At 71.8% G+C, this 25,663-nt stretch carries 20 protein-coding genes, 1 tRNA gene and 1 pseudogene; 8 read left to right on the forward strand and 14 right to left on the reverse strand.

From position 1 onward, the window contains the following. Positions 1-67: 67 nt before the first annotated feature. The 4 genes from AAHF99_RS21355 to AAHF99_RS21370 all read right to left on the reverse strand — a co-directional run bounded on the left by AAHF99_RS21355 (position 68) and on the right by AAHF99_RS21370 (position 10,490). Positions 68-4,969: a malto-oligosyltrehalose synthase gene (locus AAHF99_RS21355; RefSeq protein WP_342166477.1), complete on the reverse strand. Its 4,902-nt coding sequence runs from the start codon at positions 4,967-4,969 to the stop codon at positions 68-70. Next, positions 4,966-6,771, reverse strand: a complete 1,806-nt coding sequence (gene treZ / locus AAHF99_RS21360; RefSeq protein WP_342166478.1) for a malto-oligosyltrehalose trehalohydrolase — start codon at positions 6,769-6,771, stop codon at positions 4,966-4,968. Before treZ ends, AAHF99_RS21355 begins: the two co-directional genes overlap by 4 nt. A gap of 181 nt (positions 6,772-6,952) precedes the next feature. Then, positions 6,953-9,043 (reverse strand): glycogen debranching protein GlgX, encoded by a 2,091-nt coding sequence (gene glgX / locus AAHF99_RS21365; protein ID WP_342166479.1) that lies wholly within the window; start codon positions 9,041-9,043, stop codon positions 6,953-6,955. A gap of 25 nt (positions 9,044-9,068) precedes the next feature. Next, a complete protein-coding gene (locus tag AAHF99_RS21370) occupies positions 9,069-10,490 on the reverse strand; it encodes an alpha,alpha-trehalose-phosphate synthase (UDP-forming) (RefSeq protein ID WP_342166480.1) in 1,422 nt (473 codons plus the stop codon). Between the two features lie 285 nt (positions 10,491-10,775). Here AAHF99_RS21370 and AAHF99_RS21375 point away from each other — a divergent pair, with 285 nt between their 5' ends. From AAHF99_RS21375 to AAHF99_RS21390, 4 genes are read left to right on the forward strand one after another with little or no spacing between them, the layout of a single operon-like run. Then, positions 10,776-11,294, forward strand: a complete 519-nt coding sequence (locus tag AAHF99_RS21375; protein ID WP_243954248.1) for a hypothetical protein — start codon at positions 10,776-10,778, stop codon at positions 11,292-11,294. Between the two features lie 2 nt (positions 11,295-11,296). Next, positions 11,297-11,707: a phage holin family protein gene (locus AAHF99_RS21380; RefSeq protein ID WP_243954250.1), complete on the forward strand. Its 411-nt coding sequence runs from the start codon at positions 11,297-11,299 to the stop codon at positions 11,705-11,707. A gap of 19 nt (positions 11,708-11,726) precedes the next feature. Next, on the forward strand, positions 11,727-12,098 hold the full coding sequence (locus tag AAHF99_RS21385) for a DUF3618 domain-containing protein (protein WP_342166495.1): 372 nt from the start codon (positions 11,727-11,729) through the stop codon (positions 12,096-12,098). A 57-nt stretch (positions 12,099-12,155) separates the two neighbouring features. Next, positions 12,156-12,869: a hypothetical protein gene (locus tag AAHF99_RS21390; RefSeq protein WP_342166482.1), complete on the forward strand. Its 714-nt coding sequence runs from the start codon at positions 12,156-12,158 to the stop codon at positions 12,867-12,869. A 129-nt stretch (positions 12,870-12,998) separates the two neighbouring features. Here the strand turns inward: AAHF99_RS21390 and AAHF99_RS21395 are convergent, their stop codons facing one another. The 3 genes from AAHF99_RS21395 to AAHF99_RS21405 all read right to left on the reverse strand — a co-directional run bounded on the left by AAHF99_RS21395 (position 12,999) and on the right by AAHF99_RS21405 (position 16,300). Then, positions 12,999-14,516: a malonate--CoA ligase gene (locus tag AAHF99_RS21395; RefSeq protein WP_342166483.1), complete on the reverse strand. Its 1,518-nt coding sequence runs from the start codon at positions 14,514-14,516 to the stop codon at positions 12,999-13,001. A gap of 72 nt (positions 14,517-14,588) precedes the next feature. Further along, positions 14,589-16,016, reverse strand: a complete 1,428-nt coding sequence (locus tag AAHF99_RS21400) for a malonyl-CoA decarboxylase (RefSeq protein WP_342166484.1) — start codon at positions 16,014-16,016, stop codon at positions 14,589-14,591. Positions 16,017-16,108: 92 nt separating this feature from the next. Then, positions 16,109-16,300: a hypothetical protein gene (locus tag AAHF99_RS21405; protein WP_243954263.1), complete on the reverse strand. Its 192-nt coding sequence runs from the start codon at positions 16,298-16,300 to the stop codon at positions 16,109-16,111. Between the two features lie 195 nt (positions 16,301-16,495). Between AAHF99_RS21405 and AAHF99_RS21410 the strand changes: the two genes are divergently transcribed. Then, a complete protein-coding gene (locus AAHF99_RS21410; RefSeq protein ID WP_342166485.1) occupies positions 16,496-17,767 on the forward strand; it encodes an MFS transporter in 1,272 nt (423 codons plus the stop codon). On the opposite strand, the gene cobD is transcribed toward AAHF99_RS21410, so the two are convergent. Continuing rightward, the gene (gene cobD, locus AAHF99_RS21415) at positions 17,760-18,779 is read right to left on the reverse strand and encodes a threonine-phosphate decarboxylase CobD (protein WP_342166486.1); all 1,020 of its coding nucleotides are present in this window, start codon (positions 18,777-18,779) and stop codon (positions 17,760-17,762) included. The genes AAHF99_RS21410 and cobD overlap by 8 nt on opposite strands. Here cobD and cbiB point away from each other — a divergent pair. Then, on the forward strand, positions 18,771-19,754 hold the full coding sequence (gene cbiB / locus AAHF99_RS21420) for an adenosylcobinamide-phosphate synthase CbiB (protein ID WP_342166487.1): 984 nt from the start codon (positions 18,771-18,773) through the stop codon (positions 19,752-19,754). The genes cobD and cbiB overlap by 9 nt on opposite strands. Positions 19,755-19,801: 47 nt before the next feature. Then, positions 19,802-20,719, forward strand: a complete 918-nt coding sequence (locus AAHF99_RS21425; protein WP_342166488.1) for an NAD(P)-dependent oxidoreductase — start codon at positions 19,802-19,804, stop codon at positions 20,717-20,719. A gap of 109 nt (positions 20,720-20,828) precedes the next feature. Here the strand turns inward: AAHF99_RS21425 and AAHF99_RS21430 are convergent, their stop codons facing one another. From AAHF99_RS21430 to cobU, 5 genes are all read right to left on the reverse strand, one after another. Beyond that, a complete protein-coding gene (locus AAHF99_RS21430) occupies positions 20,829-21,005 on the reverse strand; it encodes a hypothetical protein (protein WP_243954273.1) in 177 nt (58 codons plus the stop codon). 120 nt (positions 21,006-21,125) lie between these two features. Continuing rightward, the gene (locus AAHF99_RS21435; protein ID WP_342166489.1) at positions 21,126-22,460 is read right to left on the reverse strand and encodes an MFS transporter; all 1,335 of its coding nucleotides are present in this window, start codon (positions 22,458-22,460) and stop codon (positions 21,126-21,128) included. Positions 22,461-22,534: 74 nt separating this feature from the next. Then, positions 22,535-23,977, reverse strand: coding sequence for a cobyric acid synthase (locus tag AAHF99_RS21440; protein WP_342166490.1), 1,443 nt, complete (start codon positions 23,975-23,977; stop codon positions 22,535-22,537). Between the two features lie 29 nt (positions 23,978-24,006). Next, positions 24,007-24,609 (reverse strand): cob(I)yrinic acid a,c-diamide adenosyltransferase, encoded by a 603-nt coding sequence (gene cobO / locus AAHF99_RS21445; protein WP_342166491.1) that lies wholly within the window; start codon positions 24,607-24,609, stop codon positions 24,007-24,009. Then, a complete protein-coding gene (gene cobU, locus AAHF99_RS21450; RefSeq protein ID WP_342166492.1) occupies positions 24,606-25,145 on the reverse strand; it encodes a bifunctional adenosylcobinamide kinase/adenosylcobinamide-phosphate guanylyltransferase in 540 nt (179 codons plus the stop codon). Before cobU ends, cobO begins: the two co-directional genes overlap by 4 nt. 88 nt (positions 25,146-25,233) lie before the next feature. On the opposite strand from cobU, the gene AAHF99_RS21455 reads away from it, so the two are divergent. Then, positions 25,234-25,309, forward strand: a tRNA-Glu gene (locus AAHF99_RS21455). A 237-nt stretch (positions 25,310-25,546) separates the two neighbouring features. Here AAHF99_RS21455 and AAHF99_RS21460 read toward each other — a convergent pair. Then, positions 25,547-25,663 (reverse strand): annotated as a pseudogene (locus AAHF99_RS21460) (IS5/IS1182 family transposase); the annotation flags it as partial.

The following is a 25,663-nucleotide window of genomic DNA, read 5'->3' on the forward strand; positions in this document are numbered from 1 at the left end:
TGGCCGGCCGTGCCGGCCTCACGCGTGCCCTGCCCTAGCCCGAGACCTGTGACGGTCTCGGGTCGCCTCACCCCACCCGCCGCAGCACGGCGTAGGGCAGGTCCCGGAAGAGGGTGCCGGCGTCGGCCCCCTCCCCGTCGATCGCCTGCCCGGTGACGACGTCGCGCCAGCGCGTCCCCGCTCCCAGCGCCAGGGTCGTGCCGGCGAAGGCCTCGCCGGACCACACGGAATCCCCGACGAGCCCGGAGAACAGGCGCGGCACGGCGACGACGAGGTCGCCCTCCCCGGCCGGATCGAGATCGGTGCGGCGGAAGGCGAGCACATGCGCCGCCCGCTCGCCCGTCGCGTCCACCGCCTCGTAGCCGGCGCGGGCGAAGAACTCCGGCCGGGCGGCGCGCTCGGCCAGCATCCGGTGGAGCGTCGCCTGCTTCACCCGGCCGTCCGGCCAGTGCGACAGGAGCGGCGCCACCTCTCCCTCTCCGTCGATCATCCGCGTCAGGGCGGCGTAATCGACCGGGCGGCGGTTGTCGGGATCGACGAAGGAGAAGTCCCAGATCTCCGTGCCCTGGTAGGTGTCGGGCAGGCCCGGCAGGGTCGTCTTCAGCACGGTGCGGCCGAGGCCCGCGAGCATCCCGAGATGGGCGAGGTGCTGCGCGAAGGGGCGTAATTCCCGCAGGAAGTCCGAGCCCGGCGCGATGATCGCCTCGAACAGCTTGCGGACGGTGCCCTCGTAGGTCTCGTCTACGTTGACCCAGCTCGACCGGCGCTTGCCCTCGCGCATCGCTTTCTCGGCATAGGCGCTGAGGCGTTCGCGGAACGACTCGACCGCCGGCCGGTCCTCGCCCTCCATGAGTTCGAGGGGCCACGCCCCGAGGATGGCTTGGAAGAACATCCACTGGTCGTTGGCGTCCGGCGCGGGCTCGCCGTCGATCCGCGAGAGATGCGGGCCGGTGGTCTTCTGCCAGAGGTCCCAGGCGCCGGCCCAGCCCTCGGGCATCTCGGAGAGGGCGAGGAGGCGCGAGCGGGCGTCCTCGCCACGCTTGGTGTCGTGGGTCGCGGTCGCGATCATGGCGTTCGGCCAGTCGCGGGCGCGGGCGGCCTGCAGGTCGTGGAAATGCTCCACGTCGATGCCGTACTCGCCCGGATCGCCGCCGACCTCGTTGAGGCCGAGCAGCGCCGCGTAGCGGTAGAACAGCGTGTCCTCCAGGCTCTTGGCCATGACCGGGCCGGTCAATTGCTGGAACCGGCGGCGGAAGCGCAGCACCACGTGCGGGTCGGGCCGTCCGGGGCCCGTCGTCTCGATCCGGCCGAGGAGCACGTCCCGGGCGAAGTCGTGGACCGAGCGGTCGGGCAGGCTCGACCAGCGCTTGGCCTTGGCCACCGCGCCCTCGATGAGCCGCACGTCCTCCGGCTCCACCTCGCCCTCCTCCAAGTCGGCTGGCAGGTAGCTGCGGTAGGTCGGGAAGCGCGCGATGATCTCGATCAGCGCCCGGCGCAGCGCGTTGACGGTGAAGTCGCGGGTGCGCCGGTCGCCGTCGGCCACCTCCTTGAGGTCGCTCGTCAGCACCTCGAGCTCGCTGGCGAAGCTGATCTCCAGGATCTCGGCCTTGGCGGCGCGCAGCTGCACGCCGTAGGGCTCATCCATGCCGGTCGCCCACTCGTAGAGGCGGCGGACCTTGGTCTGCTTGCCCTTGTCGACGAGCACGCCGTCCAGTTGGTTCAGCACGTCGTAACCGGTGGTGCCGGCGACCGGCCAGGGCCGCAGGCGCTCGCCGGGTTCGAGGATCTTCTCCACCACCACGTAGAAGCCGGGGCCCACCGCCGCCTGGAGCGCGCGGGCATAGCCCGCCGGGTCGGCGAGACCGTCGATGTGGTCGATGCGCAACCCGTCGATCCGTCCCTCGCGGATGTGGCGGAAGACCACCTCGTGCGAGCGGTGGAAGATGTCCGACATCTCCACCCTGAGGCCAGCGAGCGAGTTCACGTCGAAGAAGCGGCGGTAGTTGATGTCGCTCGACGCCACCCGCCAATGGGCGAGGCGGTAGGCCTGGGATTCGAGCAGCCGGTGCAGGGTGCCGAAGCTGTCGGGCCGGCCCTTGAAGCCGTTGAGGAGCGCCAGCGTCCGCTCCGTCGCCTGCTGGATCGAGGGCGAGGTGGCGTAGACGGCCGCGAGCCGGCGCTTCAGGTCCTCGGCCTCCTCCGGGAAGCCCCGGCGGCGGGTCTCGTCGGTGTCGAGCGACATGGCCCGCAGGCGCTCGGAGATGGCGAGCAGTTCCGCCGTCGTGTCGTCATCGACGGCGCCAATGGCCGCGAGCACCCGGCTGAGGATCGTCGGGTAGCTGAAGGGCCGGATCGGAAGCTGGTGCTCGAAGTGCCAGACGCTGAAGGCGCCCTTTTCGGGATCGAACTTCAGTTCCAGCAGGCCGTTCTCCAGCGCCTCGCCGTAGCGCTCGCCGAGGAACGGGATCACGAGGTTGCGGCCGGCGCCGAGGCGCTGCCAATCGATATCGAAGGCGTGCGCGAAGGGGGACAGCGCCCCCCATTCCAGCACCGAGAGCCACCACGGGTTGTCGGACCCGCCGACGCCCATGTGGTTGGGCACGATGTCGAGGAGGAGCTTCAGCCCGTTGGCGTGGAGGGCGTCGGCGAGGCGCGCGAAATCCTCCTCGCCACCGAGTTCCGGGTTGATCCGGCCGTGATCGACGATGTCGTAGCCGTGGGTCGAGCCGGGCCGCGCCTTCTGCAGGGGCGAGGCATAGACGTGGCTGATCCCGAGCTTGGCGAGATAGGGGACGATCCGTTCGGCATCCGCGAAGGTGAAGTCCTTGTGGAATTGCAGCCGGTAGGTCGCCCGCGGCGGGGCGTCGGCCAGCCGCGAGGCGCTGCGCGCGCCGCGATCCTCGGCCGAGAGGGCGGCGGCGAGCTTGGCTAGCGGCCCGCCCGGCGCGGCGATCTCGGAGAGGTCGCGGTCGAGCTTGCGCCGCCAGTTCGGATAGCCCTCCGTCGAGCCCGGCACGTTGGCCTGGGCGAGTTCGGAGACCACGTCCTCGTATTGCACGGCCGTCAGCACCGAGGGGGCGCGGGCGAGGTAGCGGGCGGCGCCCTCGAAGGGCGCGGCCTCCGGCGGCTCGGACTCGGGCAGCAATTGCTCCCCGGCCAGGGCCTCCGCGAGGCGGCGGCGCTCCACCACCCGCTCGCCGCGCTCGGCCTCGGCTCGGTCCTGATCGTAGAGGCCTAGCGACTGGCGGGTGTCCGTGTCGACGCCGCGCCACCAGCCGACGAAGGTCGGCAGGTCGTGGGTGGTGATGGCGGTCAGCGCGTCGCGCGGGTAGGCGCCGGGCGCCTTGAACCGGCCGTCGCTCTCGCGCTCGAAGGCGAGGATGCGGTAGCTGAGGACGCCGGCCTTCATCAGCGCATCGGAAAAACCCTCCGGCGCGGTGCCGAGGTCTTCGGCGATGACGAGGCACTTGTTGCGGTGGCTCTCCAGCCGCAGCACCGCGAGCATCGGCTCGAAGGGCATGGCGACGTAGGCACCGGCATGGGCCCCCTCGCCGAGCGGGATCAGGAACAGCCGGGCGAGCTGGAAGGCGTGGTCGATGCGGATCGCGCCGGCATGGCGCATGTTCGCCTGGACCAGGGCGCGGAAGGCGGCGAGCCCGTCGCGCTCCATCTCCAGCGGGTCGAAGGCGGGCAGGCCCCAGTTCTGGCCCTTGGGCGCCAGCAGGTCCGGCGGCGCGCCGATCGAGACCTTGTCGGCGAAGCGCTCGGGATGGGACCAGATCTCCGATCCGCCCCGGTCGGCGCCGACCGCGAGGTCGCGGTAGAGGCCGAGCCGCATCCCCGCATCCTGCGCCGATTGCGAGGCGGCGGCGAGCTGGGTGTCGGCGAGGTATTGCAGCCACGCGAAGTAGCTGACCTCCTCCGCATGGTCGGCGGCGAAGGCACGCACGGAGTCGGTGCCGGCGCGGCGGAAATCCTCCGGCCAGTCGCCGAGCCAATAGGCGCCGCGCCCCTTGAAGTGGGCGGACAGGGCCTCGAACAGCGCGTGGGAGACGAGGTCTTCCCCGCCCTCCCGCCGGAAGCGGTCGAAGGCTTCGTCGGTGCCGGCCCGAGCCGGGGAGTCCGCCCAGAGCGCCCGCAGCACCGGATCGAGCACGGCGGCGACGCCGGCATGGTCCACCAGCGCGGCCTCGCGCAACGCCGCCACGGCGGGGGCGGACTCGGCCAGGATCTGCTCCGCCCGCGAGCCCTGGAGCCCCGGCAGGGCGCGGGGCGCGATGAACAGGGTTTCGAGGAACAGCCGCGAGGAGGGCGAGTAAGGCGAGATCTTGGTGCGGTCGGAGCCGAACAGGGCGTGGACGGGGCTGAGCCCCAGGAACGCCGCGCCGCGGAGCGCCGCCTCGCGGGCCGCCTCGCCCGCGTCGGCATAGGTGCCGATGCCGATGTTGCCGGGGGAGCGCAGACCGTAGAGCTGCGCCGCGAGGCCCCAATCGGAGGCCCCCTCCTCCGCGTAGGCGCGGGGACGCCAGCAGCGCTGCGGCGCCGAGATGACGAAGGACTCCGCGCGGGCCTCGCCCACGGCCACCGTCAAGCGGTGATAGCCGGGGGTCAGCGGCGGCAGGTCGAAAGCCGGGTCCGACGGGGTGATGGCGGCGCGGCCCTCGCGGGCGGCTCCGCGCTCGTCCACGAGGCGCCAGACCAGGGTGCTCGCCCCGCCGGGCAGGCGGAGCGGGATGCGGGTGGCGCGGCGCGCCTCCACCGGCAGGAGCGGCGGCACGAGGTTGCACCGCAGGCTGCGGACGGCGTCCAGCCCCTCCCGCAACTCGGTCTCGTCCGCGACGGGGAAGCCCAGCGCGGCGAGCAGGCCGACGCGGACATCGAGGGAGGTCTCGACGGGCTTGCCGAAGGCATCCGTGTAGCCGGCTGCAACGCCGACGAGATCGGCGAGGTCTTCCTTGAGGCGGCTCACGAACGGGACTCCGTCAGGACCACGCCGGTCCAGGGGGGTAGGGATGCGCCGCGCCCGTCGGGTGCGTTCGTCCAGACGGAGCGGCCCCCGCCCGGTTCGACCGTAAAGGGCTCGTCGCCGAAATTCGCCACGAAGCGGAGCGTGCCCGCCGCGAACGTCCAGGTGCAATCGACCACATCCGGCCGGGGCAGGTGCGCCTGCGCAGTCTCGATGCCGGACTTCGCCAGCGGCACCACCACGTCGCGGCGCAGGGCGAGCAGGTGCGTCGTGTCGGCAAGCACCTCCCGGTGGGGCGAGCGCTCCCGCTCCGACCAATCGAGCTTCGAGGCCAGGAAGGTCTCCTCCTCGGTCGGGTCGGGGATCTTGGACGTGTCGTCCGCGAAGGCGGCGAAGCTCTTGAACTCCTTGCGGCGCCCTTCGCGCACCGCCTTGTTCAGGTCCTCGTCCGGCGCGAAATCGACGAAGAACAGGAACGGCGTCGAGGCCGACCATTCCTCGCCCATCCACAGCATCGGGATCTGCGGCGCCAGCAGGAAGCCGGCGCGGGCCAGCGCCAGCTTGTCCGGGTCGGCGAGGTGGTTCAGGCGCTCGCCGAGCGCCCGGTTGCCGACCTGATCGTGGTTCTGCAGGAATGTGACGAAGGCGGACGGCGGCAGGTGGCCGGAGGGCTCGCCGCGCGGATGGTTGTCGAGGGTCGGGAAGGGCTCGCCCTGGTAGGCAAAGCCCTCGGACAGGCAGCGGGCGAGGCGCGCGACGGGTTTGTCGGCAAAGCTTTCATAATAGCCGGCATCCTCGCCGGTCAGGAGGACGTGCCAGCAATGGTGCAGGTCGTCCGCCCATTGGGCGTCGTGCATCCGGGGCCGTCCGCCCGCGTCGCGTTCGAGCCAGCGGGCCTCGTTCTTCTCGTTCTCCAGCATCAGGTGGATGTGCCTGCCCGGGAACCGCTGCCGGACGGTCTCGCCGAGTTCGCCGAGGAAGTGCTTGGCGGAATCGTCGAGGATGGCGTGGACGGCGTCGAAGCGCAGGCCGTCGAAGCGGTATTCCTCCAGCCAGTACAGGGTGTTCTGGATGAAGAACTGGCGCACGGTGGCGCCGCTGTCCTTGCCGTCGAAGTTGATGCCGGCGCCCCAGGGGGTCTGGTGGCGCTCGGTGAAGAAGGTCTTGGCGTAGGCGTGGAGGTAATTCCCGGCCGGGCCGAAGTGGTTGTAGACGGCATCGAGATAGACCATCAGCCCGAGGCCGTGGGCCGTGTCGATCAGGCGCTTGAGGTCGTCGGGCCGCCCGTAGGCGCCATCCGGCGCGTAGGGCAGCACCCCGTCGTAACCCCAGTTGCGGCTTCCCTTGAAGTCGGCGAGCGGCAGCAACTCAATGGCGGTGACGCCGAGCGCCTTCAGGTCGGGCAGGCGCTTTTCGAGGCCGGCATAGGTACCCTCCGGCGTCGCCGCGCCGACATGGCACTCATAGATCACCGCCTCCTCGAAGGGGCGACCCTGCCACGCGTCGTCGGTCCATTCGAAGGCCCTGGCGTCGATCACCTCGGACAGGCCGGACACGTCCTCCGGCTGGAAGCGCGAGGCGGGATCGGGTGCGACGAGGTCGCCGTCGATGCGGAAGCCGTAGCGGGCGCCGGGCTTGATCCCCGGCAGAGCGGTGCGCCGCCAGCCGCCGCCGGATTCCGGCAACGGGTGCTCGGTGCCGTCCACGACGACGGTGACACTCCGGGCGGTCGGCGCCCAGAGGGCGAAGCGTACGCCGCCCTCGACGATCTCGGCCCCGAAATCCATGCTGTGGGCATGCCGCATCTTAGGCCGCCATCCTTTTTCGCTCGCGCCGGATCCGCCGCGAAGCGGGGCCGCACCCTGGTGAGGGGAGAAGGCCCCGGCTCCGATCCGGTTCCCATGCAACGCACCTAGCGCGCCAAGTCGCGTCGAGGATGCCGGGTGGTGCAGATCAGGGCCGCCGTCATCGCGGGCGGAACCCGCCTCACGGCGCGCCCGACGCGGTCAGCACGAGGAGCGAGCGGCCCGGCAGGGGCACGGCGCCGGACGCCGGGTAGGCGGGGGCGTCGGCCGGGGGCTCGCCCGTCGGGCGGGCCGTGTCGAGGGCCGGCGTCCAGGGGCCGCCGACGATGGGGGCGAAGCGGAAGGCCACCTCCCCCTCCCCGCCGTTGAACAGGATCAGCAGCCGGTCGGCCTCGACCCGGTCGTTGCCGATCTGCATGCCGAAGACCCGCAAGCCGTCGTCGCCCCAGTGGCGGCCCTCCATCTCGACGCCCTCGGGGGAGAGCCAGTGCACATCGCGCAGGGGCTCGTCGGGGTCGATGAGTTCGCCCGTGAAGAAGGCCCGCCGCCGCAGGGCCGGCTGGGCCCGCCGGACGCTCAGGCAATGGGCGACGAAGGCGGTCAGGTCCGGGTCGGGGTCGGACGTCCAGTCCATCCAGCTCGTCGGGTTGTCCTGGGCGTAGGCGTTGTTGTTGCCGCCCTGCGAGCGCGAGCGCTCGTCGCCCATCAGCAGCATCGGCACGCCCTGCGCGAGAAAGATCGTGGCGAGCATGTTGCGCTTCTGGCGGGCGCGCAGGGCGAGGATGCGGGAATCGTCGGTGTCGCCCTCGATCCCGTAATTGCGGCTGACGTTGTGGCCGTGGCCGTCGCGGTTGTCCTCGCCGTTGGCGTGGTTGTGCTTCTCCTCGTAGGAGACGACGTCGGCCAGGGTGAAGCCGTCGTGGCTCGCGATGAAGTTGATGCTGGCGAGCGGCGAGCGGCCGGAGGCGGCGAAGGTCTCCCGCGAGCCGGTCAACCCCTGCGTGAGCTTGGCGAGCGTGCCCGAATCCCCCCGCCAGAATCCCCGCGCGGCGTCGCGGAAGCGGTCGTTCCACTCGCTCCAGCCGCGCGGATAGCCGCCGAGCTGGTAGCCGCCCATGCCGATGTCCCAGGGCTCGGCCACCATCTTCACCCGCGCCAGGACGGGGTCCTGCGCCACCGCCTGGAAGAAGGCGGCGCGGGGGGTGAAGTCCACGGGGGAGCGCCCGAGGCTGGAGGCGAGATCGAAGCGGAAGCCGGCGATGCCGTAGGCGCTCACCCAGTGGCGCAGGGAATCGAGCACCATCTGCATCACGCGCGGATGGCTCACGTCGAGGGTGTTGCCGCAGCCGGTGCAGTCGAGGTCGCGGGACGGGTCGCCCGGTTCGGCCTTGTAGTAAGTGGCGTTGTCGATGCCGCGGAAGCTCAGGGTCGGCCCGGTCAGGCCGCCCTCGGCGGTGTGGTTGTAGACCACGTCGAGCCAGGTCTCGATGCCGGCGGCGTTCAGTTCGCGGATCGCGGCCTTGAGGCTGCCGACGCCGCCCTCCCCGAGGTAGCGCGGGTCCGGGGCGAAATAGCCGTAGGGCTGGTAGCCCCAGAAGTTCACGAGGTCCTTGTCCACGAGGAACCGGTCGTCGGCGAAGACCTGGATCGGCAGCAATTCCAGGGCCGTGACCCCGAGCTTGACGAGGTGCTCGATGATCGCCGGGTGGGCCATGGCGGCGTAGGTGCCGCGCTCCTGCTCGGGGATCGCCGGATGGGTGCGGGTCAGCGCCTTGACGTGCGCCTCGTAGATGACCGTCTCCGAGAGCGGCCGGCGCACGGGGGTGAGGGCGAGGTCGGGCACGTCGGGGGCGGTGACGACGCCGCGCGGCATGTAGACGGCGCTGTCGCGGCGGTCGATCCGGTCGGCGCGGGTCCCGCTCCGGCGGTGGCTGTAGAGGGCGTCGTGCCAGCGGATGCGGCCCCGGATCTCCCGCGCATAGGGGTCGAGGACGAGCTTCGAGGCGTTGAAGCGATGGCCGTTGGCAGGGTCCCACGGCCCGTGCACCCGGTAGCCGTAGAGCTGCCCCGGCAGGAGGCCGCGCAGGTAGCCGTGCCACACGTCGTCGGTGCGGCAGGGGAGCCGCACGGTGCGGGTCTCGTGGCGCTCCCCCGGCTCGAACAGGCAGAGGTCGACCGCCGTCGCGTGTTCGGAGAACAGGGCGAAGTTCACCCCGCGCCCGTCGAAATGCGCGCCGAGCGGTGCCGGCACCCCGTCATCGACGGCGATCATGGGCGTGGTCCGGACAGGATCGGGGTTATTCCGCGGCGGCGGCGGTGGTCGGCGGCTCGCGCTCGGTGGTGCGGAAAGCTTCCAACTCGACGAGGAAGTTGCGCGCCCACCAATCCACGTCCTCGCGGGCCATGCGGTCGGCCATGGGGCGCCAGCGCGCCACGCGCTCGGCCTTGGGCATGTAGAGCGCCATGCGGATCGCCTCCGCGACCTCGAACCGGTCGTAGGGGTTCACCAGCAGGGCCTCCGGCAATTGCCGTGCCGCGCCCGCGAATTTCGAGAGGACCAGCACGCCGGGATCGTCCTCGCTCTGGGCGACGACGTATTCCTTCGCGACGAGGTTCATGCCGTCGCGCATCGGCGTGACGAGGCCGACGCGGGCCGCCCGGTAGAGGCCCGCCAGCACCGGCCGGGGATAGGCCTTGGTGATGTACTGGATCGGCGTCCAGGCCGGGTCGCCGAGCGAGCCGTTGATCTCGCCGACCTTCTCGTTCACGTCACGGGCCAGCTGCTCGTATTCCGGCACCTCGCTGCGGGATTTCGGGGTGATCTGGATGTAGGTGACGTTGCCGCGCTGGTCGGGGTTCGAGGCGAAGAAGCTCTCCACCGCCTCCATCCGCTCGGGCACGCCCTTGGAATAGTCCAGCCGGTCGACGCCGATCAGCAGCTTGCGGGTGCGCAGGCCCGCCATGGTCTCGCGGACAACCTTGTTGGAGCCGGCCTTGTCGGCGGCCTCCTGGAAGCCCGCCACGTCGATGCCGATGGGGAAGCTCTTGAGCCGGGTGCGGCGCCCGTCGACCATCAGCGAGCCGCCGCCGAGCGGAATGGCCCGCAGCGTGTCGATGAGGTTGCGCTGCAGGTTCTGCACGTCCGGGTCGGTCTGCAGGCCGATCAGGTCGTAATCGACGATGGCGCGCAGCAACTCGCCGCTCGCGGGCAGGGAGTTGAACACATCCGCCGCCGGCCACGGGATGTGGTGGAAATAGCCGATCGGGTTGTCGAGGCCGAGGCCGCGCAGCTCTGCCGCCAAGGGCAGCAGGTGGTAATCGTGGACCCAGATGATGTCCTCGGGCTCCACCAGCTTGGCCAGCGCCCGCGCGAAGGTGCGGTTCACCCGGCTGTAACCGGAATAGTCCGAGCGCGAGAAGGCGCCGAGCCCCAGCCGGTAATGCATGATCGGCCAAAGGGCGCGGTTCGCGAAGCCGGCGTAATATTCCGCGTGGTCGCGGGGGGAGAGGTCCACCACCGCATATTGCACCCGGCCCCGGTCGATGAGCGTCGGCTCCTCGGAGGGCTCCTCGGTGATGCGCCCGCTCCAGCCGAACCACAGGCCCTCATAGGCCGAGAACGCTTCCTTGACCGCCACCGCCAGACCGCCGGCCGCGACGGCCTTGCCGCCCTCTTCCGGGACGGCCACGCGGTTCGATACGATCACAAGGCGTGCCACGCGGGTGGGCTCCCGTTCTTGGCGCGAAAACCCCGCGCCGACGCACAGATACCGTGTGTAGAACGCGCCTGAATGAGACACGATCCTTAACGCGATCAACCCAAGCGCGAAGCCGGGCCCGGGTCAAGCAGGGCCGGGTTCGCGAGGGTGACGCCCGGCTGATGCCATCCCCCGCGTGAACGCAAGCTGAGCCTTGCGGGTTTCGGGGCGAATCGAGGAACTGTCCTAGGCGCAGCCGGTTACACAGCCGTCGCGGGACACCGCGACAAAAGGAGTCTGAGCGCGATGGCCGAACCCGAATTCCCGCACGACGTGCCGCACGGCGCCGCCGGCCAGGCGTCCGCCTCCGGGCCGGACGGGACCGAGGGTGCCCGCGCCAAGGCCGAGTGGCGCGGCCTGCAGGGCGATGTGGAGAACCTTGCCGGCGTCGCCGCCGAGCAGGGGCGCGGCCTCCTCGACGCGGCTCGCCTCCAGGCTCAGGATTACGTCGAGCGCCGCAAGGGTGAGGCGGCCCAATCGGTGCAGGACCTCGCGCGCTCCCTGCGCGGCTCCGGCAAGGACATGTCCGACAAGCCGCATGTGCGCGCCTTCTTCGACAGCGCGGCCGACGGGCTGGAACAGCTCGGCACCTCGATCGAGCGGCGCAGCCTGAGCGACTTCTACGGCGAGGCCGAGTCCCTGGCCCGCCGGGCGCCGGTCGCCGTGGCGGTGGGCACCTTCATGGTGGGCCTGCTGGCCGCCCGCTTCATCAAGTCCTCGAACGCTCCGCCGGACGACGACCTCCGCGACGAATTCCGGGCCTGACCATGAGCCAAGGATCCGACCCCCGCCCGGGCGCCAGCTCGATCCAGAGCCTGATCGGCGACGCCCTGCGCGAGACCAACGATCTCGCGCGCAAGGAGATCGCCCTGTTCCGGGCGGAGATGGCGGGCAACGTCCGCCAGCTCATCGCGGGCCTCGCCTGCATGATCGGCGCGGCGGTCTTCGCCGTGGTGGCGCTGCTGGTGCTCATCGACGCCTTCGTGAAGTGGCTCGCCACCATCGTCGGCTCGGAATGGCTCGCGGCGCTCATCGTCGGCGGCACGCTGTTCGTCCTCGCGGCGGGCATGGCCCTGTGGGCGCGGAGCGTGCTCTCGCTCTCGACCCTGGCGCCCACCCGCACCACCCGTCAGGTTCGACAGGACGCCCAGGCCCTGTCGGAACGCGTCTCAGGATGAGAATGCCGTCATGAGTTCGATGAACGACCTCGAACGCGAGATCGAGGAAAGCCGCGCCCGTCTCGACGAGACGATCGACCAGATCCAGGGCCGCCTCTCGGTGCCCAATCTCGTCGATGAAATGCTCGGCAACGCCCGTCGCGTGCCTCAGCTCGCCACCGCCTACGACGGGGCGCTCGACGCGGTGCGCCGCAATCCCGTTCCCGTGCTGCTGATCGCGGCCGGCGTCGGGATGCTGTTCAGCCGCATGGCCAAGGAGACCGAGCGCCGCCGCACGCGGGTCTCGGCGGCGCGGGTGGACAGCATCGCCACGGACGCCGTGCGCGACTACGACCCGGACGGCCCCGCCGCCCGGCCGGTCCACGACCCCCTTGAGAAGACCGAGATCTGACCGCCCCGCCCTGCGGGACCTCTCCGACACCGTAAAACGACCGCCGAGGATACGAGCATGACCGACAAGCCGGGCTTCCCCGCGGGCGAGCCGTTCAACCCCGCCGCCGCGCCGGGCGCCGCCGGGGACCACACCCTGCGGCCCAACCCCGCCGGCCGCCACGACCCGCTCCCCGGCGCGGCCACCGCCGCCGCCGACCGGGCCGCCGACACGGCCCACGATCTGGGCGGCAAGGCTTCCGACCTGGGCGACAAGGCCTCCGATCTGGCCGACCGGGCGCGGGAGCGGGTCGCCGGCCTCGCCGACGACATCCACGACCGGCTCAGCGGCTCCGCCGACCGGGTGCGGGACAAGGCCGAGGCGGCCTACGACGAGGCCCGCGGCCGGGCGGGCGACCTCCACCGCCGCCACATGCGCCAGCTCGACGACCTGACCGTGCAGGGTCTCGACGGCCTGCGCCGCAGCCGCACCCAGGTCGAGCGCTTCGTGGAAGACAACCCGCTGCTGGTCGGCGTGGTGGGCGTCGCCGCCGGGCTGCTGCTCGGGGCTCTCCTGCCGCGCACCCGCCAGGAGGACCGCAGCCTCGGCCCGTATGCCGACGAGGTCCGCGAGGAGGGCCTGCGCTACGCCCGCGAGATGACCCATCGCGGCCGGGAATTCGTCCAGACCGCCCTCGATCCGGACAATCTCAACGAAGCGGTCCGCAAGGCGACCGGGGCCGAAGACGACCGCACCCCGCCGGCCGGCGAGCGGACGCAGCACAACCTGTAAGGACGGCCGGATCGGCCACCGTCTCCGTCTTTGCGAGCGACAGCGAAGCAATCCAGGGCAGCGGGCCGCCTCAGAATGGGGCGGATCCCTGGATTGCTTCGCTCCGCTCGCAAAGACGGCGTGCCTGGTTCAGGCCCCCCCGAACAACCCCTTGTACTGCTCCCGCAGCACGTTCTTCTGCACCTTGCCCATGGTGTTGCGCGGCAGTTCGTCCACGAACAGGACGCGCTTGGGGCACTTGAACTTGGCGAGCCGCCCTTCGAGGTCGGCCACCACGGTGGCCTCGTCCGGGGCGCCCTCCCCGCCGCCGACCACCACCGCCGTCACCGCCTCGCCGAAATCCGGATGCGGCAGTCCGATCACCGCCGATTCCACGACACCGGGCAGACCGTCGATCTCGGTCTCGACCTCCTTCGGGTAGACGTTGAAGCCGCCTGAGATGATCAGGTCCTTGCCGCGCCCGACGATGTGGACGTAGCCCCGCGCATCGACCTTGCCGAGGTCGCCGGTGATGAAGAACCCGTCCGGCTTGAACTCGGCGGCGGTCTTCTCGGGCATGCGCCAGTAGCCCTTGAACACGTTGGCGCCCTTCACCTCGATCATTCCGACCTCGTCGGGGCCGAGCGGCACCCCGCTGTCGGGATCGACCACCCGCAAGTCCACCCCCGGCAGGGGGAAGCCCACCGTGCCCGCCACCCTTTCCCCGTCATAGGGGTTCGAGGTGCTCATGTTGGTCTCGGTCATGCCGTAGCGTTCGAGGATGGCGTGGCCGGTGCGGGCCTGCCATTCCCGGTGCGTCTCGGCGAGCAGCGGCGCCGAGCCCGAGGTGAACAGGCGGATGCCCCTGGCCGCCTCGCGGGTCAGGCCCGGCTCCTTGAGGAGCCGCGTGTAGAAGGTCGGCACGCCCATCATCGACGTCGCCCGCGGCATCAGCTCAAGGATCTTCTTCGCGTCGAGGCGCGGCAGGAACAGCATCGTGCCGCCGCTCGCGAGCACGGTGTTCGTCGCCACGAACAGGCCGTGGGTGTGGAACACCGGCAGGGCGTGGATCAGCACGTCGTCGGCGGTGAAGCGCCACGTCTCGACCATCACCCTCGCGTTCGAGGCGAGGTTGTCGTGGGAGAGCATCGCGCCCTTGGAGCGCCCCGTCGTGCCCGAGGTGTAGAGGATCGCGGCCAGATCCTCGGGCCCGCGCGGCAAGTCCGTGAAGGCCGCGCCGTCCTGCGCGTCGGCCGCCTCGGCGGCGCTGCCGGTGCCGGCGGCGTCGAGGGTCCAGACCTGCCGCACCCCGGCGGCGGCCTCGGACAGCCCCTCGCGCTTCCCCGGATCGCAGACGAAGAGCGCGGGCTCGGCGTCACCGAGGAAATAGCCGATCTCGGCGGGGGTGTAGGCGGTGTTGAGCGGCAGGAACACCGCCCCGGCCCGCACCACGCCGAGGTAGAGGAAGATCACCTCGGCGCTCTTCTCCACCTGCACCGCCACCCGGTCCCCCGGGGCGACGCCCGCCGCCTTAAGCGCAGCGGCGTAGGCGCCGGAGCGGGTAATCAGGTTACTGTAGGAATAGTGCCGGCCCTCGTGGGTCTCGATGACGGTCTTGGCCGGGCTGGGGATGCCGTCCCGCACGAGGGAGAAAAGGTGATTCGTCATCGCAAGGCCGGGTTCGTCACGGGCATCTTATCCTGCCTCCTTAGCCGCCCCGCCCGCTGCCCGCGAGCCCTTTCAGGCGTCGGCCAGCGCGACCGCCCTGGGCGGCGGGAGCTTGGCGCGCAACTCGCGGCTGACCGCCGAGGAGGCGGCGACCGTACCGAGGTTGGCGTAGGTCTCGTGGTTCTTCTCGATGGCGCCGAGGTCGTAGAGGTAGTTGACCATCAGCCCGTGCGACTGCGCCAGCCCCTTGTCCGAGACGTCGCCGAGGAAGTTGATCCGCTCCAGCCGCGCGCCGTTGCCGAGGTGGAACCGCGCGACGGGATCGAGGGGCCGCCCGCGCTCGTTCTTGGCGCGCAGGAAATAGGCCGCCGCCGCCGGGATCATCGCCTTGCGCACCGTTTCGGCGAGGGCCTTGTCCTCGTGCCAGCCGGGGATGTCGAGGCCGCGCAGGGCCTCCACGTCCTCCGGCAGCAGGCCCTGCGGGCTGTCCGCCCGGCGCTCGCGGGTGAGCCACGCGGTGAAGCCCGGCACCGGCGAGAGGGTGACGAAGGTCTTCAGGCTCGGGATCTCGCGGGCCAGATCCTCCACCACCTGCTTGATGAGGAAGTTGCCGAAGGTGACGCCCGCGAGGCCCTTCTGACAGTTCGAGATCGAGTAGAAGATCGCGGTGGTGGCCGCGCGCGGCGGCAGGGGCTTGCGCTCCCGCGACAGGATCGGCGCGATGGCCGGGGCGATGCCCTCGGTGAGCGCCACCTCCACGAAGATCAGCGGCTCGTCGGCGAGCGCCGGGTGGAAGAAGGCGAAGCAGCGCCGGTCCGGCGGCTCGATCCGGGCGCGCAGGTCGTCCCAATCGGCGATGGCGTGGACCGCCTCGTAGCGGATGATCTTTTCGAGGATATGCGCGGGGGTCGTCCAGTCGATGTGGCGCAGCACCAGGAAGCCCCGGTTGAACCACGAGGCGAACAGGTGCTCGAAATCCGAATCGAGGCTGTCGGCGGCGTCGAGCAGGGCCTTGTCCGCCGGCCCGTCCTTGGCCGCCTTGCGCAGGTCGCGGCGCAGGTCGAACAGGTCCTCGCGCATCCGCACGAGGCTCAGCGTGCCGCCCCGCGCGAGGTTGAGGCGGCGGATCAGTTCCTGGCTGCGCGGCTCGGCGGCCTCGTGCAGGGTGCCGAGGCGAGCGCGGCTCGGGTTGGCGAGGTAGGCGGTGATCGCCGCATCGACGGCGCGGTCGTCCGCTCCGAAATCGAGGGCGATGGCCCGCAGGAACTCGTGCCGCTCGGCGGGCGACAGGCTGGCGTAACGGTCGAGGATGGCACGGGCGAGGGCGACGCCGGACGCCTCGCCCCGGCGGGAGATGAGGTCGTCGCAGAGGCGGGCGAGGTCGGCGGCACCGGCCCGGACGGCGAGTTCCCCCCGGCCGAGGCCGACGAGATCGACGAGGTCGCGTCCCCGGTCGCTGATCGTCTGAAGCAGGTCGCCAAAGAAGGAGATCGCCGCCATCGCCCTCGTGACCCCGTCCTGCCGCGCTTGTTCGCCCCTAGTTTAGGGCGCCGACGCCGCCACGGCCAAGGCCAAAGCGACGCCGGATCGTCTCAACCCTGTGGTGACAGCATCGCGAGGTCGGCGCGCTCGCGCCAATCCCCCACGCCGTGCTGGCGGGCGAAGCGCAGTTCGGCGGCGCGCTTGGCGCGGTCGGGGTCGCGCGCCCGGCTGATCTCCACGGATCCCACCGTGAACGGCACCCCGAGGATCTCCTTGGCGAAATCGACCCGGTAATTCAGCATCCCGTACTCCTTGCTGGGGGCCCTCCCCCGGCTTCCGCCGGGAACGGATCGGCGCCCCGATCGTAGAATGACGGCGGGACCGGGCCTGCGGCGGTGTGAACCACGCCGGGCCGGACCCATGCGGAGTCATGCCCGCATCGTTCTCATATGGGGCGGGCGCGGGCCGATGGCAGGTGCGCGAGGCGGGGCGCGGCCATGCGGCGCGTCCGCTTGCCGGGCCCGCCTGCCCGTGCGCGAGATCCCCGCCGTTCCCACCCCCGACCTTGCGAGGGCGCCCTGTCCGCCACCCTTTCCGCGCCCGCCTCCCTCGACGGCAAGGCGAGGCTCGGCCTGACCCTGATCGCGGGCGGGGCCGTGGCCAACATCTATTACAACCAGCCGCTCCTCGGGCTGATCGTGGCCGAGTTCGGCGACCGCGCCGCCCTCTGGGTGCCGACGACGGCGCTGGTGGGCTACGGGCTCGGCATCGTCGGCCTCGTGCCCCTGGGCGATGCCCTGCCCCGGCGGCGGCTGATCGTGCTGCAATGCCTCGCCCTCGCCCTGGCGCTGCTGGCCGTGGGCCTGAGCCGCAACCTCCTGGCCCTCGCCCTGGCGCATCTGCTGGTCGGCGTTCTCGCCTCGGCGGCGCAGCAGGCGGTGCCCTTCGCGGCCGAACTCGCCCCCGATGCCAGCCGGGGCCGGGTGGTCGGGCAGGTGATGACCGGGCTCCTCACCGGCATCCTGCTCGCCCGGACGGCGAGCGGCTTCATCGGCGCCCATCTCGGCTGGCGGCCGGTCTTCCTCATCGCGTCGGGCGTGGCGCTCGCCATGGCGGGGATCGCCGCCGCCACTCTGCCGCACACGCCCCAGACCCATCGCCTGCGCTACGCCGCCCTGATGACCTCCATCGTCGGGCTGGCCAGGACACAGCCGGTGCTGCGCACCGCCGCCCTGTCGCAGGGGCTGCTGTTTGCCGGGTTCAACGCCTTCTGGGCGACGCTCGCCCTCCTCGTGGAAGCGCCGCCCTTTGGCCTCACCGCCGCCGGCGCGGGGCTGTTCGGGGTGATCGGCGTGTGCGGCGCCTTCGTCGCGCCGTTCTCCGGCCGCTTCACCGACCGGAAGGGCGCCAAGCCCGTGGTGCTCGGCGGGAGCCTGCTCGTCGCCCTGTCCTTCGTGATCCTCTGGGCGGCGGGGACGTGGTCCCTCGTCGCCGTGGCGGTGGGCGTGTTCCTCATCGACATCGGCATGAACGGCGCGCTCATCGCCAACCAGACCCGCGCCTACGCCCTGGTGCCCGGCGCGCGGGGGCGGATCAACACCGTGCTGTTCACGACGATCTTCGTCTTCGCGGCGGTCGGCGCCTGTGCGGGCTCGCAGGCCTTCCTGCTCGTCGGCTGGCCGGGCGTCTGCGCGGTGGGTCTCGGCTTCTCGGCCCTGGCGGTGCTGGTCGCTGCGCGGGATCCGCACCCGGCGAAGCGCCCTATCTGAGCACCCGCGACAGCCGGCACCACGCCGCCTTGTCCGCCGGCAGGCCGAAGCGCAAGCGCTCCCGGCGCTCGGTGAAGCGGCGCACGGCGATGCCGGCCTGCGCGAGCCGCCGGTAGAGGCCGGGTGCATCCGCGAAGTTGGCCGTGCGGAACAGGCGCGTGCCGCCGACGATCCGCCCGCCGGCCCGCAGGATCATCCGGTCGAGACGCCCGGCGTCCATGCCCCGCGCCTGCGCCGCCGCTTGGCGCCACGCGCCGTCCGACAGGGCGGCGCCGCCGATGGCCAGGGCCGGGCCGGACACCGCCCAGGGGCCGAGCGCCCCGGCGATCCGCCCCGCCGTGCCGGGATCGGCCACCGCGAAGCCGAGGCGCAGGCCCGCCAAACCGTAGGTCTTGCCGAAGGAGCGCAGCACCACGAGCCCCGGCCCGACATGCGGGCACAGGCTCTCGACCTCTTCCAGATCCGCGAAGGCCTCGTCGGCCACGAACAGCCCGCCCCGCGCGCGCATCGCCGCCGCGAGGGCGAGGCGGTCGGCGAGCGGGTCGGTGCGCCCGTCCGGGTTGTTCGGATCGACGATCACCGCCACCCGCGCGTCCCCGATTTCGGCGAGGCCCGTCACCTCCCGCACCGCGTGCCCGGCCCGCCGCCACGCGGCGGCGTGCTCGGCATAGGTCGGGCCGACGACGGCGACCTCGGTCGGCGCCACGAGGCGGGGCAGGGTCTCGATCAGGATCTGCGTGCCGGGCGCGGCCACGACGTGCTCCGCCCCCGGCGCGCCGTAGGCCCCGGAGGCCGCTTTGCGGAGCGCCAGGAGTTCGGCGGATTCCGGCAGGCGCAGCCACGCGCTGGCCTCGACGGGCGGCACGGGATAGGGGACCGGGTTGATCCCCGTCGAGAGGTCGAGCCACGGCAGCGGCGCGTCGGGGAAGGTTCTTCGGAGGTCCCCGAGGTCGCCGCCATGGGCGATCACGGCGGCCTCACGCGCGGAAACGCTCCACACCGAATGGTCCATCCGCCCGACACGCTCGCCTGTCTCGCCATCGCCCTCGGGATCGAGGCGGCGGCCGGCTATCCGGACGCGCTCTACAGGGCCATCGGCCACCCTGTCACCTGGATCGGCCGGCTGATCGCCGCCCTGGAGCGCGGGCTCAACCGGGGCTCGGAGCGGCGCCGCCGCCTCGCGGGGGTGCTCGCCCTGGTGCTGCTGCTGGCGGTGGTCGGCGGGCTCGCCGGGCTCGTCACGGCGGCGGCGGGGCTCGCCGGCCCCCTCCCCGCCCTCGTCCTCACGGGCGTGCTGGCTGCGAGCCTGCCGGCACAGCGCAGCCTGCACCAGCACGTCGCGGCGGTGGAGACCGGCCTGCGCGCGGGCGGGCTGGAGGCCGGGCGCCGGGCGGTGTCGATGATCGTCGGGCGCGATCCCGAACGCCTCGACGGGCCGGCGATCTGCCGGGCGGCGATCGAGAGCCTGTCCGAGAATTTTTCCGATGGGATCGTGGCGCCGGCCTTCTGGATCGGCGTCCTCGGCCTGCCGGGCGGGGCGCTCTACAAGGCCGCCAACACCGCCGACAGCATGATCGGCCACCGCACCCCCCGCTACGCCGCCTTCGGCTGGGCGGCGGCCCGCTTCGACGACCTCGTGAACCTCCCCGCGTCCCGCCTGGCCGGGCTGCTCATCGCGGGGGCGGCGTTCCTCCGTGGCGCGGATGGGCGGGGCGCCCTGCGGGCGATGGCCCGCGACGCACGCCGCCACCGCTCGCCCAATGCCGGCTGGCCCGAATCCGCCATGGCCGGGGCCCTCGGCTTGAGGCTCGCCGGGCCGCGCGTCTACGACGGCACCCTCGTGCCCGACGCCCACATGGGCGACGGCCGCGCCGAGGCGACCCCCGACGACATCGGCCGGGCGCTCGCCCTCTACCGCACCGCCTGCTGGCTCCAGGGGGGGCTGGTGGTGGGGCTCCTGGCGCTCGGGTTCGCGCTGGCGGGGTGAGGCCGCACGCCGCCAGCGTGCTACACGTTTCCCGCAAGGAGACACCGATGCGTGCCGTGTTCGTGGATGCCAGCGAGACCCTGGCCGAGGTGGCCCGCCGCCTGAGCCGCCCCGGCGATCCGCCCCTGACGATCCATGCCGACCCGGACACCGTCCCGGAGGACCTGCCCCGCCTGCTCGCCGGGGCGGAGGTCGCGCTCATCGACCACACCGCCCTGCCGCTGTCCGTCGCGAAGGCCTGCGCGGGGCTGAAGCACGTCGTGTTCCTCGGCACGGGCGCGCGCAGCTACATGGACCCGGAGGCGCTTCAGGCCGAACTCGGCGTGCAGGTCCATCTCATCCGGGGCTACGGCGACACGGCGGTGGCCGAATGCGCCTTCGCCCTGATGTGGGCCGCCGCCAAGGGTCTCGCCCGCATGGACGGGGCGATGCGGGTCGGACACTGGCTGCGCACGGACGGCATCCAGCTCACCGGCAAGACGGTGGGCCTGATCGGGTTCGGCGGGATCGGCGCCGAGATGGCCCGCCTCTGCGCCGGGATCGGCATGCGGGTGATCGCCTGGAACCGGACGCCACGGACCCATCAAGGGGTGGACTTCGTGGACCTCGATACCCTGCTCGCCGACAGCGACGTGGTCTCGCTCCACCTGCTGCTCACCGACGAGACGCGGGGTTTCCTCTCGGCGGAGCGGATCGCCCAGCTCAAGCCGGGGGCGCTCCTCGTCAACACCGCGCGCGGCGCGCTCCTCGATGAGGCCGCGCTGGCGCAGGCCCTCCGGGACGGGCGCCTCGCCGGGGCGGGGCTCGACGTGTTCGTGGAGGAGCCCCTGCCGGGCGGGCACCCCTTCGCGGGGCTCCCGACCGTGACGCTCTCGGCGCATTCGGCCTTCCGCACGCCGGAGGCGAGCGACAACCTGATCGGTGCCGCCCTCGACCATTGCCGGAGGATCGCCGCCGGAGTCTAGTGCATCGATCCAGACGAAGGCGTCAGCCGTGTCTGGAAAAATTGATGCAAAAACAAAGAGCTAGTGCAGAGACGCTTGAACGGAGTGAGTGCGTCTCTGCACTAGCGCCTCAATGCTCCGTGCCGGGCATGTTCGGGCGGGCCGGCCCGCCATGATCGCGGATCACGCTGGACCGTCCCGGATGGCCCTTCAGGTCGGCGACCTGCTTGCGCGCGGCGGCACCCAGGAACCACAGGGCTCCGATCGTGCCGAAAGCCAGAAACAGCAGGGGGTAACCGTTGCTCATGTCCGCGTCCTCCCGGCGTCCCCTCCGGCGGAAGGACGCTGTGTCAGATCGCGTATCCGTCGGATTCCGTGAGGAGCCCGCCGCGCCGGTTCATGATGAACGCGCGGACACGGATTCCGTTCAGGCCACCCGGACCTCCCGGCGGGCGGCATCCCGGCGCAGGGCCGACAGGACGAGGAACATCAGCCCTGCCCCGGCCGCGAGGCAGGCCGAGAGGAACAGCATCGGCACGAGGTCGCTGCGGGTGGCGTCGCGGATCATCGGCACCGCGTTCTGGGCCACGAACCCGCCGAGATTGCCCACCGAGTTGATCGCCGCGATCCCCGCCGCCGCCGAGGCGCCGCGCAGGAAGGTGCCCGGCATCGACCAGAAGACCGGCTGCGCCGAGAACGCCCCCGCCGCCGCGACGCAGAGGCAGGCGAACTTCACCGCGTTGCCCGGCAGGATCACGCTCAAGGCCAGCCCCGCCGCGCCGACCAGCGCCGGCCCGACCACGTGCCGCGTCAGGGCATTGCCCGTCGCCCCCGTGCGGGCGGCGTGCCGGGGCACCCACCACAGGGCGACCGCCGCCCCGAGCCAGGGGATGACGTTGATGAAGCCGTTGGCGAGGTTCGAGACGCCGAACCCCTTCACCACCGTGGGGAGCCAGTAGCTCAGGCCGTAGGCCGCGAGCGGCAGGCAGACATAGACCCCGGCCAGCATCTGCACCCGCCGGTCGAGGAGGGCCGCGAAGGGGTTGCCGTGGTCGACATGGCCCGTCCCCGTGCGCTCGGATTCGATGGTGCGGGTGAGCCACGCCTTCTGCGCGGGGGCGAGCCACGGCGCCGTGGCGGGGCCGTCCGGCAGGACGACGAGCACCACCACCGCCAGCAGGAGCGCCGGGCCGCCGGTCGCCAGGAACACCCATTGCCAGCCCGCCAGCCCCAGCACCCCGTCCAGCCCGAGGAGCGCGCCGCCGACCGCCGCGCCGACCGCGTTGGCCAACACCGAAGCGATCATGAACCAGCCGATCATCCGCGCCCGGTGGGCTTGCGGGAACCACAGGGTGAGGGCGAACAGCACGCCAGGAAAGAACCCCGCCTCCGCGACCCCGAGCAGGAAGCGCAGGACGTAGAACATCGTCGTGCCGTGGGTGAAGCCGAGGAGGATCGTCACCAGCCCCCAGGTGAACATGATCCGCGCGAACCAGACCCGCGCCCCGACCTTCTCCAGGAAGACGTTGGCCGGCACCTCGAACAGGAAATAGCCGAGGAAGAACAGCGAGGCGCCGAGCCCGTAGGCGGTCTCGCTGAGGCCCAGCGCCCCCACCATCTCCAGCTTGGCGTAGGAGATGTTCTGCCGGTCGATATAGGCGACGAGGTACATGAGCCCGAGCAGCGGCATCAGCCGCAGGGTCACGGTGCGGATCGTGCCCTCGCCGAGATCCGCCTCGGCCGGGCCTGCCTCGATCGCCATGGTCGCGTTTCCTCGGAGCGATGGCCCGTCGCGTCGTGCGGGCCTATTACTCAGAGTTATAGCGCAAGCCCGGCCTAGCGCGCGAGGGCGAGCAGCCGGTCGCAATCGACGTGGGTCTCGATGTGTCGCGCGAGCCGGTCGAGGGCCGCCTCGACCCCGGCCTCGTAGGAGGCGCCGAGGCGGCGTGCGCCGAGCCGCGCGAGCCACGCCCCGCGCTGGGCGTCGTCGGCGAAGAAGCCGTGGACATAGGTCCCGCTGACCAGCCCGTCCGCCGAGACCGCCCCATCCGGCCGCCCGTCCGCGAGGCGCAGGAGCGGTCGCGCGGCGTCACGCCCCGCCGTATCCCCGACATGCATCTCGTAGCCGGTGAAGGGCAGGCCGTCCGTCAGGGTGGTGCCGGCGACGCAGGCGAGGCGCTTGTCGGCGGTGAGCACGGTCTCGACGTCGAGGAGGCCGAGGCCGGGCACGTCGCGGGGCGGCCCCTCGATCCCGTGCGGATCGCGGATGCGGCGCCCGAGCATCTGGTAGCCGCCGCACAGGCCGAGGACGTGGCCGCCCCGGCGGCAATGGGCGCGGATGTCCACGTCCCAGCCCTCCGCCTGCAGGAAGAGCAGGTCGTCGATGGTGGTCTTCGACCCCGGCAGCAGGACCAGGGCGGCCTCGGCGGGAATCGTCTCCCCCGGCCGCACCAGCACCACCCGCACGCCGGGCTCGGCGCGCAGGGGATCGAGGTCGTCGAAATTGCTGATGCGCGGCATCACCGGCACCGCGACGGTCAGAGCGCCCTCCCCCGTTGCCTCGGAGCCGGCGAGACCGAGCACGTCCTCCGCCGGCAGCCGCGCCGCCTCGGGCAGATGCGGCACGAGGCCGAGGGCTTCCCAGCCGGTGCGCTCCGCGATGAGGCGCATCCCGTCCGCGAACAGCGACGGATCCCCCCGGAAGCGGTTGACGAGGAAGCCCGCGATCATCGCCGCGTCCTCCGGGTCGATCACCGCCTTGGTCCCGACGAGGCTGGCGATGACCCCGCCCCGGTCGATGTCGCCGACGAGGATCACGGGCGTATCGGTGGCGCGGGCAAAGCCCATGTTGGCGATGTCGCCGGCGCGCAGGTTCACCTCCGAGGCCGAGCCCGCGCCCTCCACGAGGACGAGATCGGCCTCCGCCCGCAGGCGGCCGAAGCTGTCGAGGACGGAGGCCATCAGCCGGGGCTTCCAGCCCTGGTAGTCGCGGGCCTTCACGGTGGCGACCATCCGCCCCTGGACCACGACCTGCGAGCCGATCTCGCTCTGCGGCTTGAGGAGCACCGGGTTCATGTGGACCGAGGGCGGCACCCGCGCCGCCCGCGCCTGCAGCGCCTGGGCGCGGCCGATCTCGCCGCCGTCGGCGGTGACGGCGGCATTGTTCGACATGTTCTGCGGCTTGAACGGGCGCACGCGGAGCCCCCGGTCGGCGAAGGCGCGGGCGAGGCCCGCCACGATCAGCGACTTGCCGACATCGGAGCCGGTGCCCTGGATCATCAGGGCGCGGGGGGAAGGGGCCGGGGCGCTCAGAACTCGATCCCCTCCTGCGCCTTCACCCCGGCGGCGAAGTGGTGCTTCACGCTGCCCATCTCGGTGACGAGGTCGGCGGCCTCGATCAGCGCCGGCTTGGCGTTGCGCCCGGTGACGACGACGTGCAGGTCCGGCCGCCGCGCCCGCAGGACCGCCACGACCTCCGCGAGGTCGAGGTATTCGTAGCGGAGCGCGATGTTCAGTTCGTCGAGGACGAGGAGGCGGAGGCCGGGATCGGCCATCAGCCCGGTCGCGACCTCCCAGGCGTGGCGGCAGGCGGCGATGTCGCGCGCCTTGTCCTGCGTCTCCCAAGTGAAGCCTTCGCCGAGGGTGTGCCACGCGACCCGCTCACCGAAGGCGGCGACAGCGTGGCGCTCGCCCGTGTCCCAGCCGCCCTTGATGAACTGCACCATCCCGACCCGCCACCCGCGCCCCAGCGCCCGGAGCATCAGCCCCAGCGCCGCCGTGGTCTTGCCCTTGCCGGGGCCGGTATGGACGATGAGCAGGCCCTTCTCGATGGTCTTGGCGGCGACCTCGGCATCCTGCACGGCCTTGCGCTTCTCCATCTTCTCGCGATGGCGGTCGGCGTCGTCGGTCATGGGGGCGATCCTGCGGGAGCTTGGGGTTTCACGACGAGGGGCAGGCCGGCGACGGTGAGGACGACGCGGTCGGCGCGGGCGGCGAGGCGCTGGTGCATCCGGCCGGCCTCATCGCGAAAACGGCGGGCGAGCGCGTTGTCGGGGACGATGCCGAGGCCGACCTCGTTCGAGACCAGCACGACCGGTCCCGGCGCGGCGGCGCAGGCGGCTTCCAGCCGGTCGGTCGCGGCGGCGACGTCGGCCTCGCCGAGGATGAGGTTGGTGAGCCAGAGGGTGAGGCAATCGACCAGCACCGGCCCCGGCGCGGCGGCGACGGCCTCCGGCAGGGCGAGGGGCACGTCCTGGGTGATCCACCCCTCCCCGCGCCGGGCGCGGTGGTGGCCGACGCGCGCGGCCATCTCGTCGTCCCAGATCTCGGCGGTGGCGAGGTAGAGCCAGGGCGCGGGGCAGGCCATGACGAGCGCCTCGGCATGGGCGCTCTTGCCGGACCGGGCGCCTCCGAGGACGAGGGTGAGGCGGGGTGGAGGGGGCGACATGCCCCCTCTTCGCCCGAACTTCACCGCCGGTCAAAACCGGCGGTTGCCCCCGGCCGATCATCCGACTATAGAACCCCAGCCCGCGCGAGCGCCCTTCGTCTAGCGGTCCAGGACGTCGCCCTTTCACGGCGAAAACACGGGTTCGATTCCCGTAGGGCGCGCCAGCGGCGGCGAGCGATTGGTTCGATTTCGCGGGCCGTCTCACACGGTTGTTTCATGCAGAGCGCAAGCGTGGCGTTCGGATCGATGAAAAGTAGCGTCTGGCTTCGGGCGCGGCGGGAGCAACCTTTTACTCAACACCCCAACATTTTGGATGTCAGACGAGGCGAGACGTACAGTCTGGATCGCCCAATGCCTCCATCCGCCCAAAGTAGAGAGTTGGACTAACTTGCTAAGAACGTCTAACAAAACCATCGTTCGATGAAGCGCCAGACGATGAGGGCGGCCGCCAGCGTCGAGAAGGCGAGATGGATGTCGGCTCGTCGCTCGTAGCGGATGGCAAGGCGGCGGAACTGGGC

Origin of the sequence: Methylobacterium litchii, from assembly GCF_038442315.1 — a bacterium.
Lineage (GTDB): Bacteria > Pseudomonadota > Alphaproteobacteria > Rhizobiales > Beijerinckiaceae > Methylobacterium > Methylobacterium litchii.

Coding starts and splice junctions, on each gene's coding strand:
- treZ (WP_342166478.1), bottom strand. CDS start 6,771: ATGCGGCATGCCCACAGCATGGATTTCGGGGCCGAGATCGTCGAGGGC.
- glgX (WP_342166479.1), bottom strand. CDS start 9,043: ATGATCGCCGTCGATGACGGGGTGCCGGCACCGCTCGGCGCGCATTTC.
- AAHF99_RS21375 (WP_243954248.1), top strand. CDS start 10,776: ATGGCCGAACCCGAATTCCCGCACGACGTGCCGCACGGCGCCGCCGGC.
- AAHF99_RS21380 (WP_243954250.1), top strand. CDS start 11,297: ATGAGCCAAGGATCCGACCCCCGCCCGGGCGCCAGCTCGATCCAGAGC.
- AAHF99_RS21385 (WP_342166495.1), top strand. CDS start 11,727: ATGAACGACCTCGAACGCGAGATCGAGGAAAGCCGCGCCCGTCTCGAC.
- AAHF99_RS21390 (WP_342166482.1), top strand. CDS start 12,156: ATGACCGACAAGCCGGGCTTCCCCGCGGGCGAGCCGTTCAACCCCGCC.
- AAHF99_RS21395 (WP_342166483.1), bottom strand. CDS start 14,516: ATGACGAATCACCTTTTCTCCCTCGTGCGGGACGGCATCCCCAGCCCG.
- AAHF99_RS21400 (WP_342166484.1), bottom strand. CDS start 16,016: ATGGCGGCGATCTCCTTCTTTGGCGACCTGCTTCAGACGATCAGCGAC.
- AAHF99_RS21405 (WP_243954263.1), bottom strand. CDS start 16,300: ATGCTGAATTACCGGGTCGATTTCGCCAAGGAGATCCTCGGGGTGCCG.
- AAHF99_RS21410 (WP_342166485.1), top strand. CDS start 16,496: ATGCGGCGCGTCCGCTTGCCGGGCCCGCCTGCCCGTGCGCGAGATCCC.
- cbiB (WP_342166487.1), top strand. CDS start 18,771: ATGGTCCATCCGCCCGACACGCTCGCCTGTCTCGCCATCGCCCTCGGG.
- cobD (WP_342166486.1), bottom strand. CDS start 18,779: ATGGACCATTCGGTGTGGAGCGTTTCCGCGCGTGAGGCCGCCGTGATC.
- AAHF99_RS21425 (WP_342166488.1), top strand. CDS start 19,802: ATGCGTGCCGTGTTCGTGGATGCCAGCGAGACCCTGGCCGAGGTGGCC.
- AAHF99_RS21430 (WP_243954273.1), bottom strand. CDS start 21,005: ATGAGCAACGGTTACCCCCTGCTGTTTCTGGCTTTCGGCACGATCGGA.
- AAHF99_RS21435 (WP_342166489.1), bottom strand. CDS start 22,460: ATGGCGATCGAGGCAGGCCCGGCCGAGGCGGATCTCGGCGAGGGCACG.
- AAHF99_RS21440 (WP_342166490.1), bottom strand. CDS start 23,977: ATGATCCAGGGCACCGGCTCCGATGTCGGCAAGTCGCTGATCGTGGCG.
- cobO (WP_342166491.1), bottom strand. CDS start 24,609: ATGACCGACGACGCCGACCGCCATCGCGAGAAGATGGAGAAGCGCAAG.
- cobU (WP_342166492.1), bottom strand. CDS start 25,145: ATGTCGCCCCCTCCACCCCGCCTCACCCTCGTCCTCGGAGGCGCCCGG.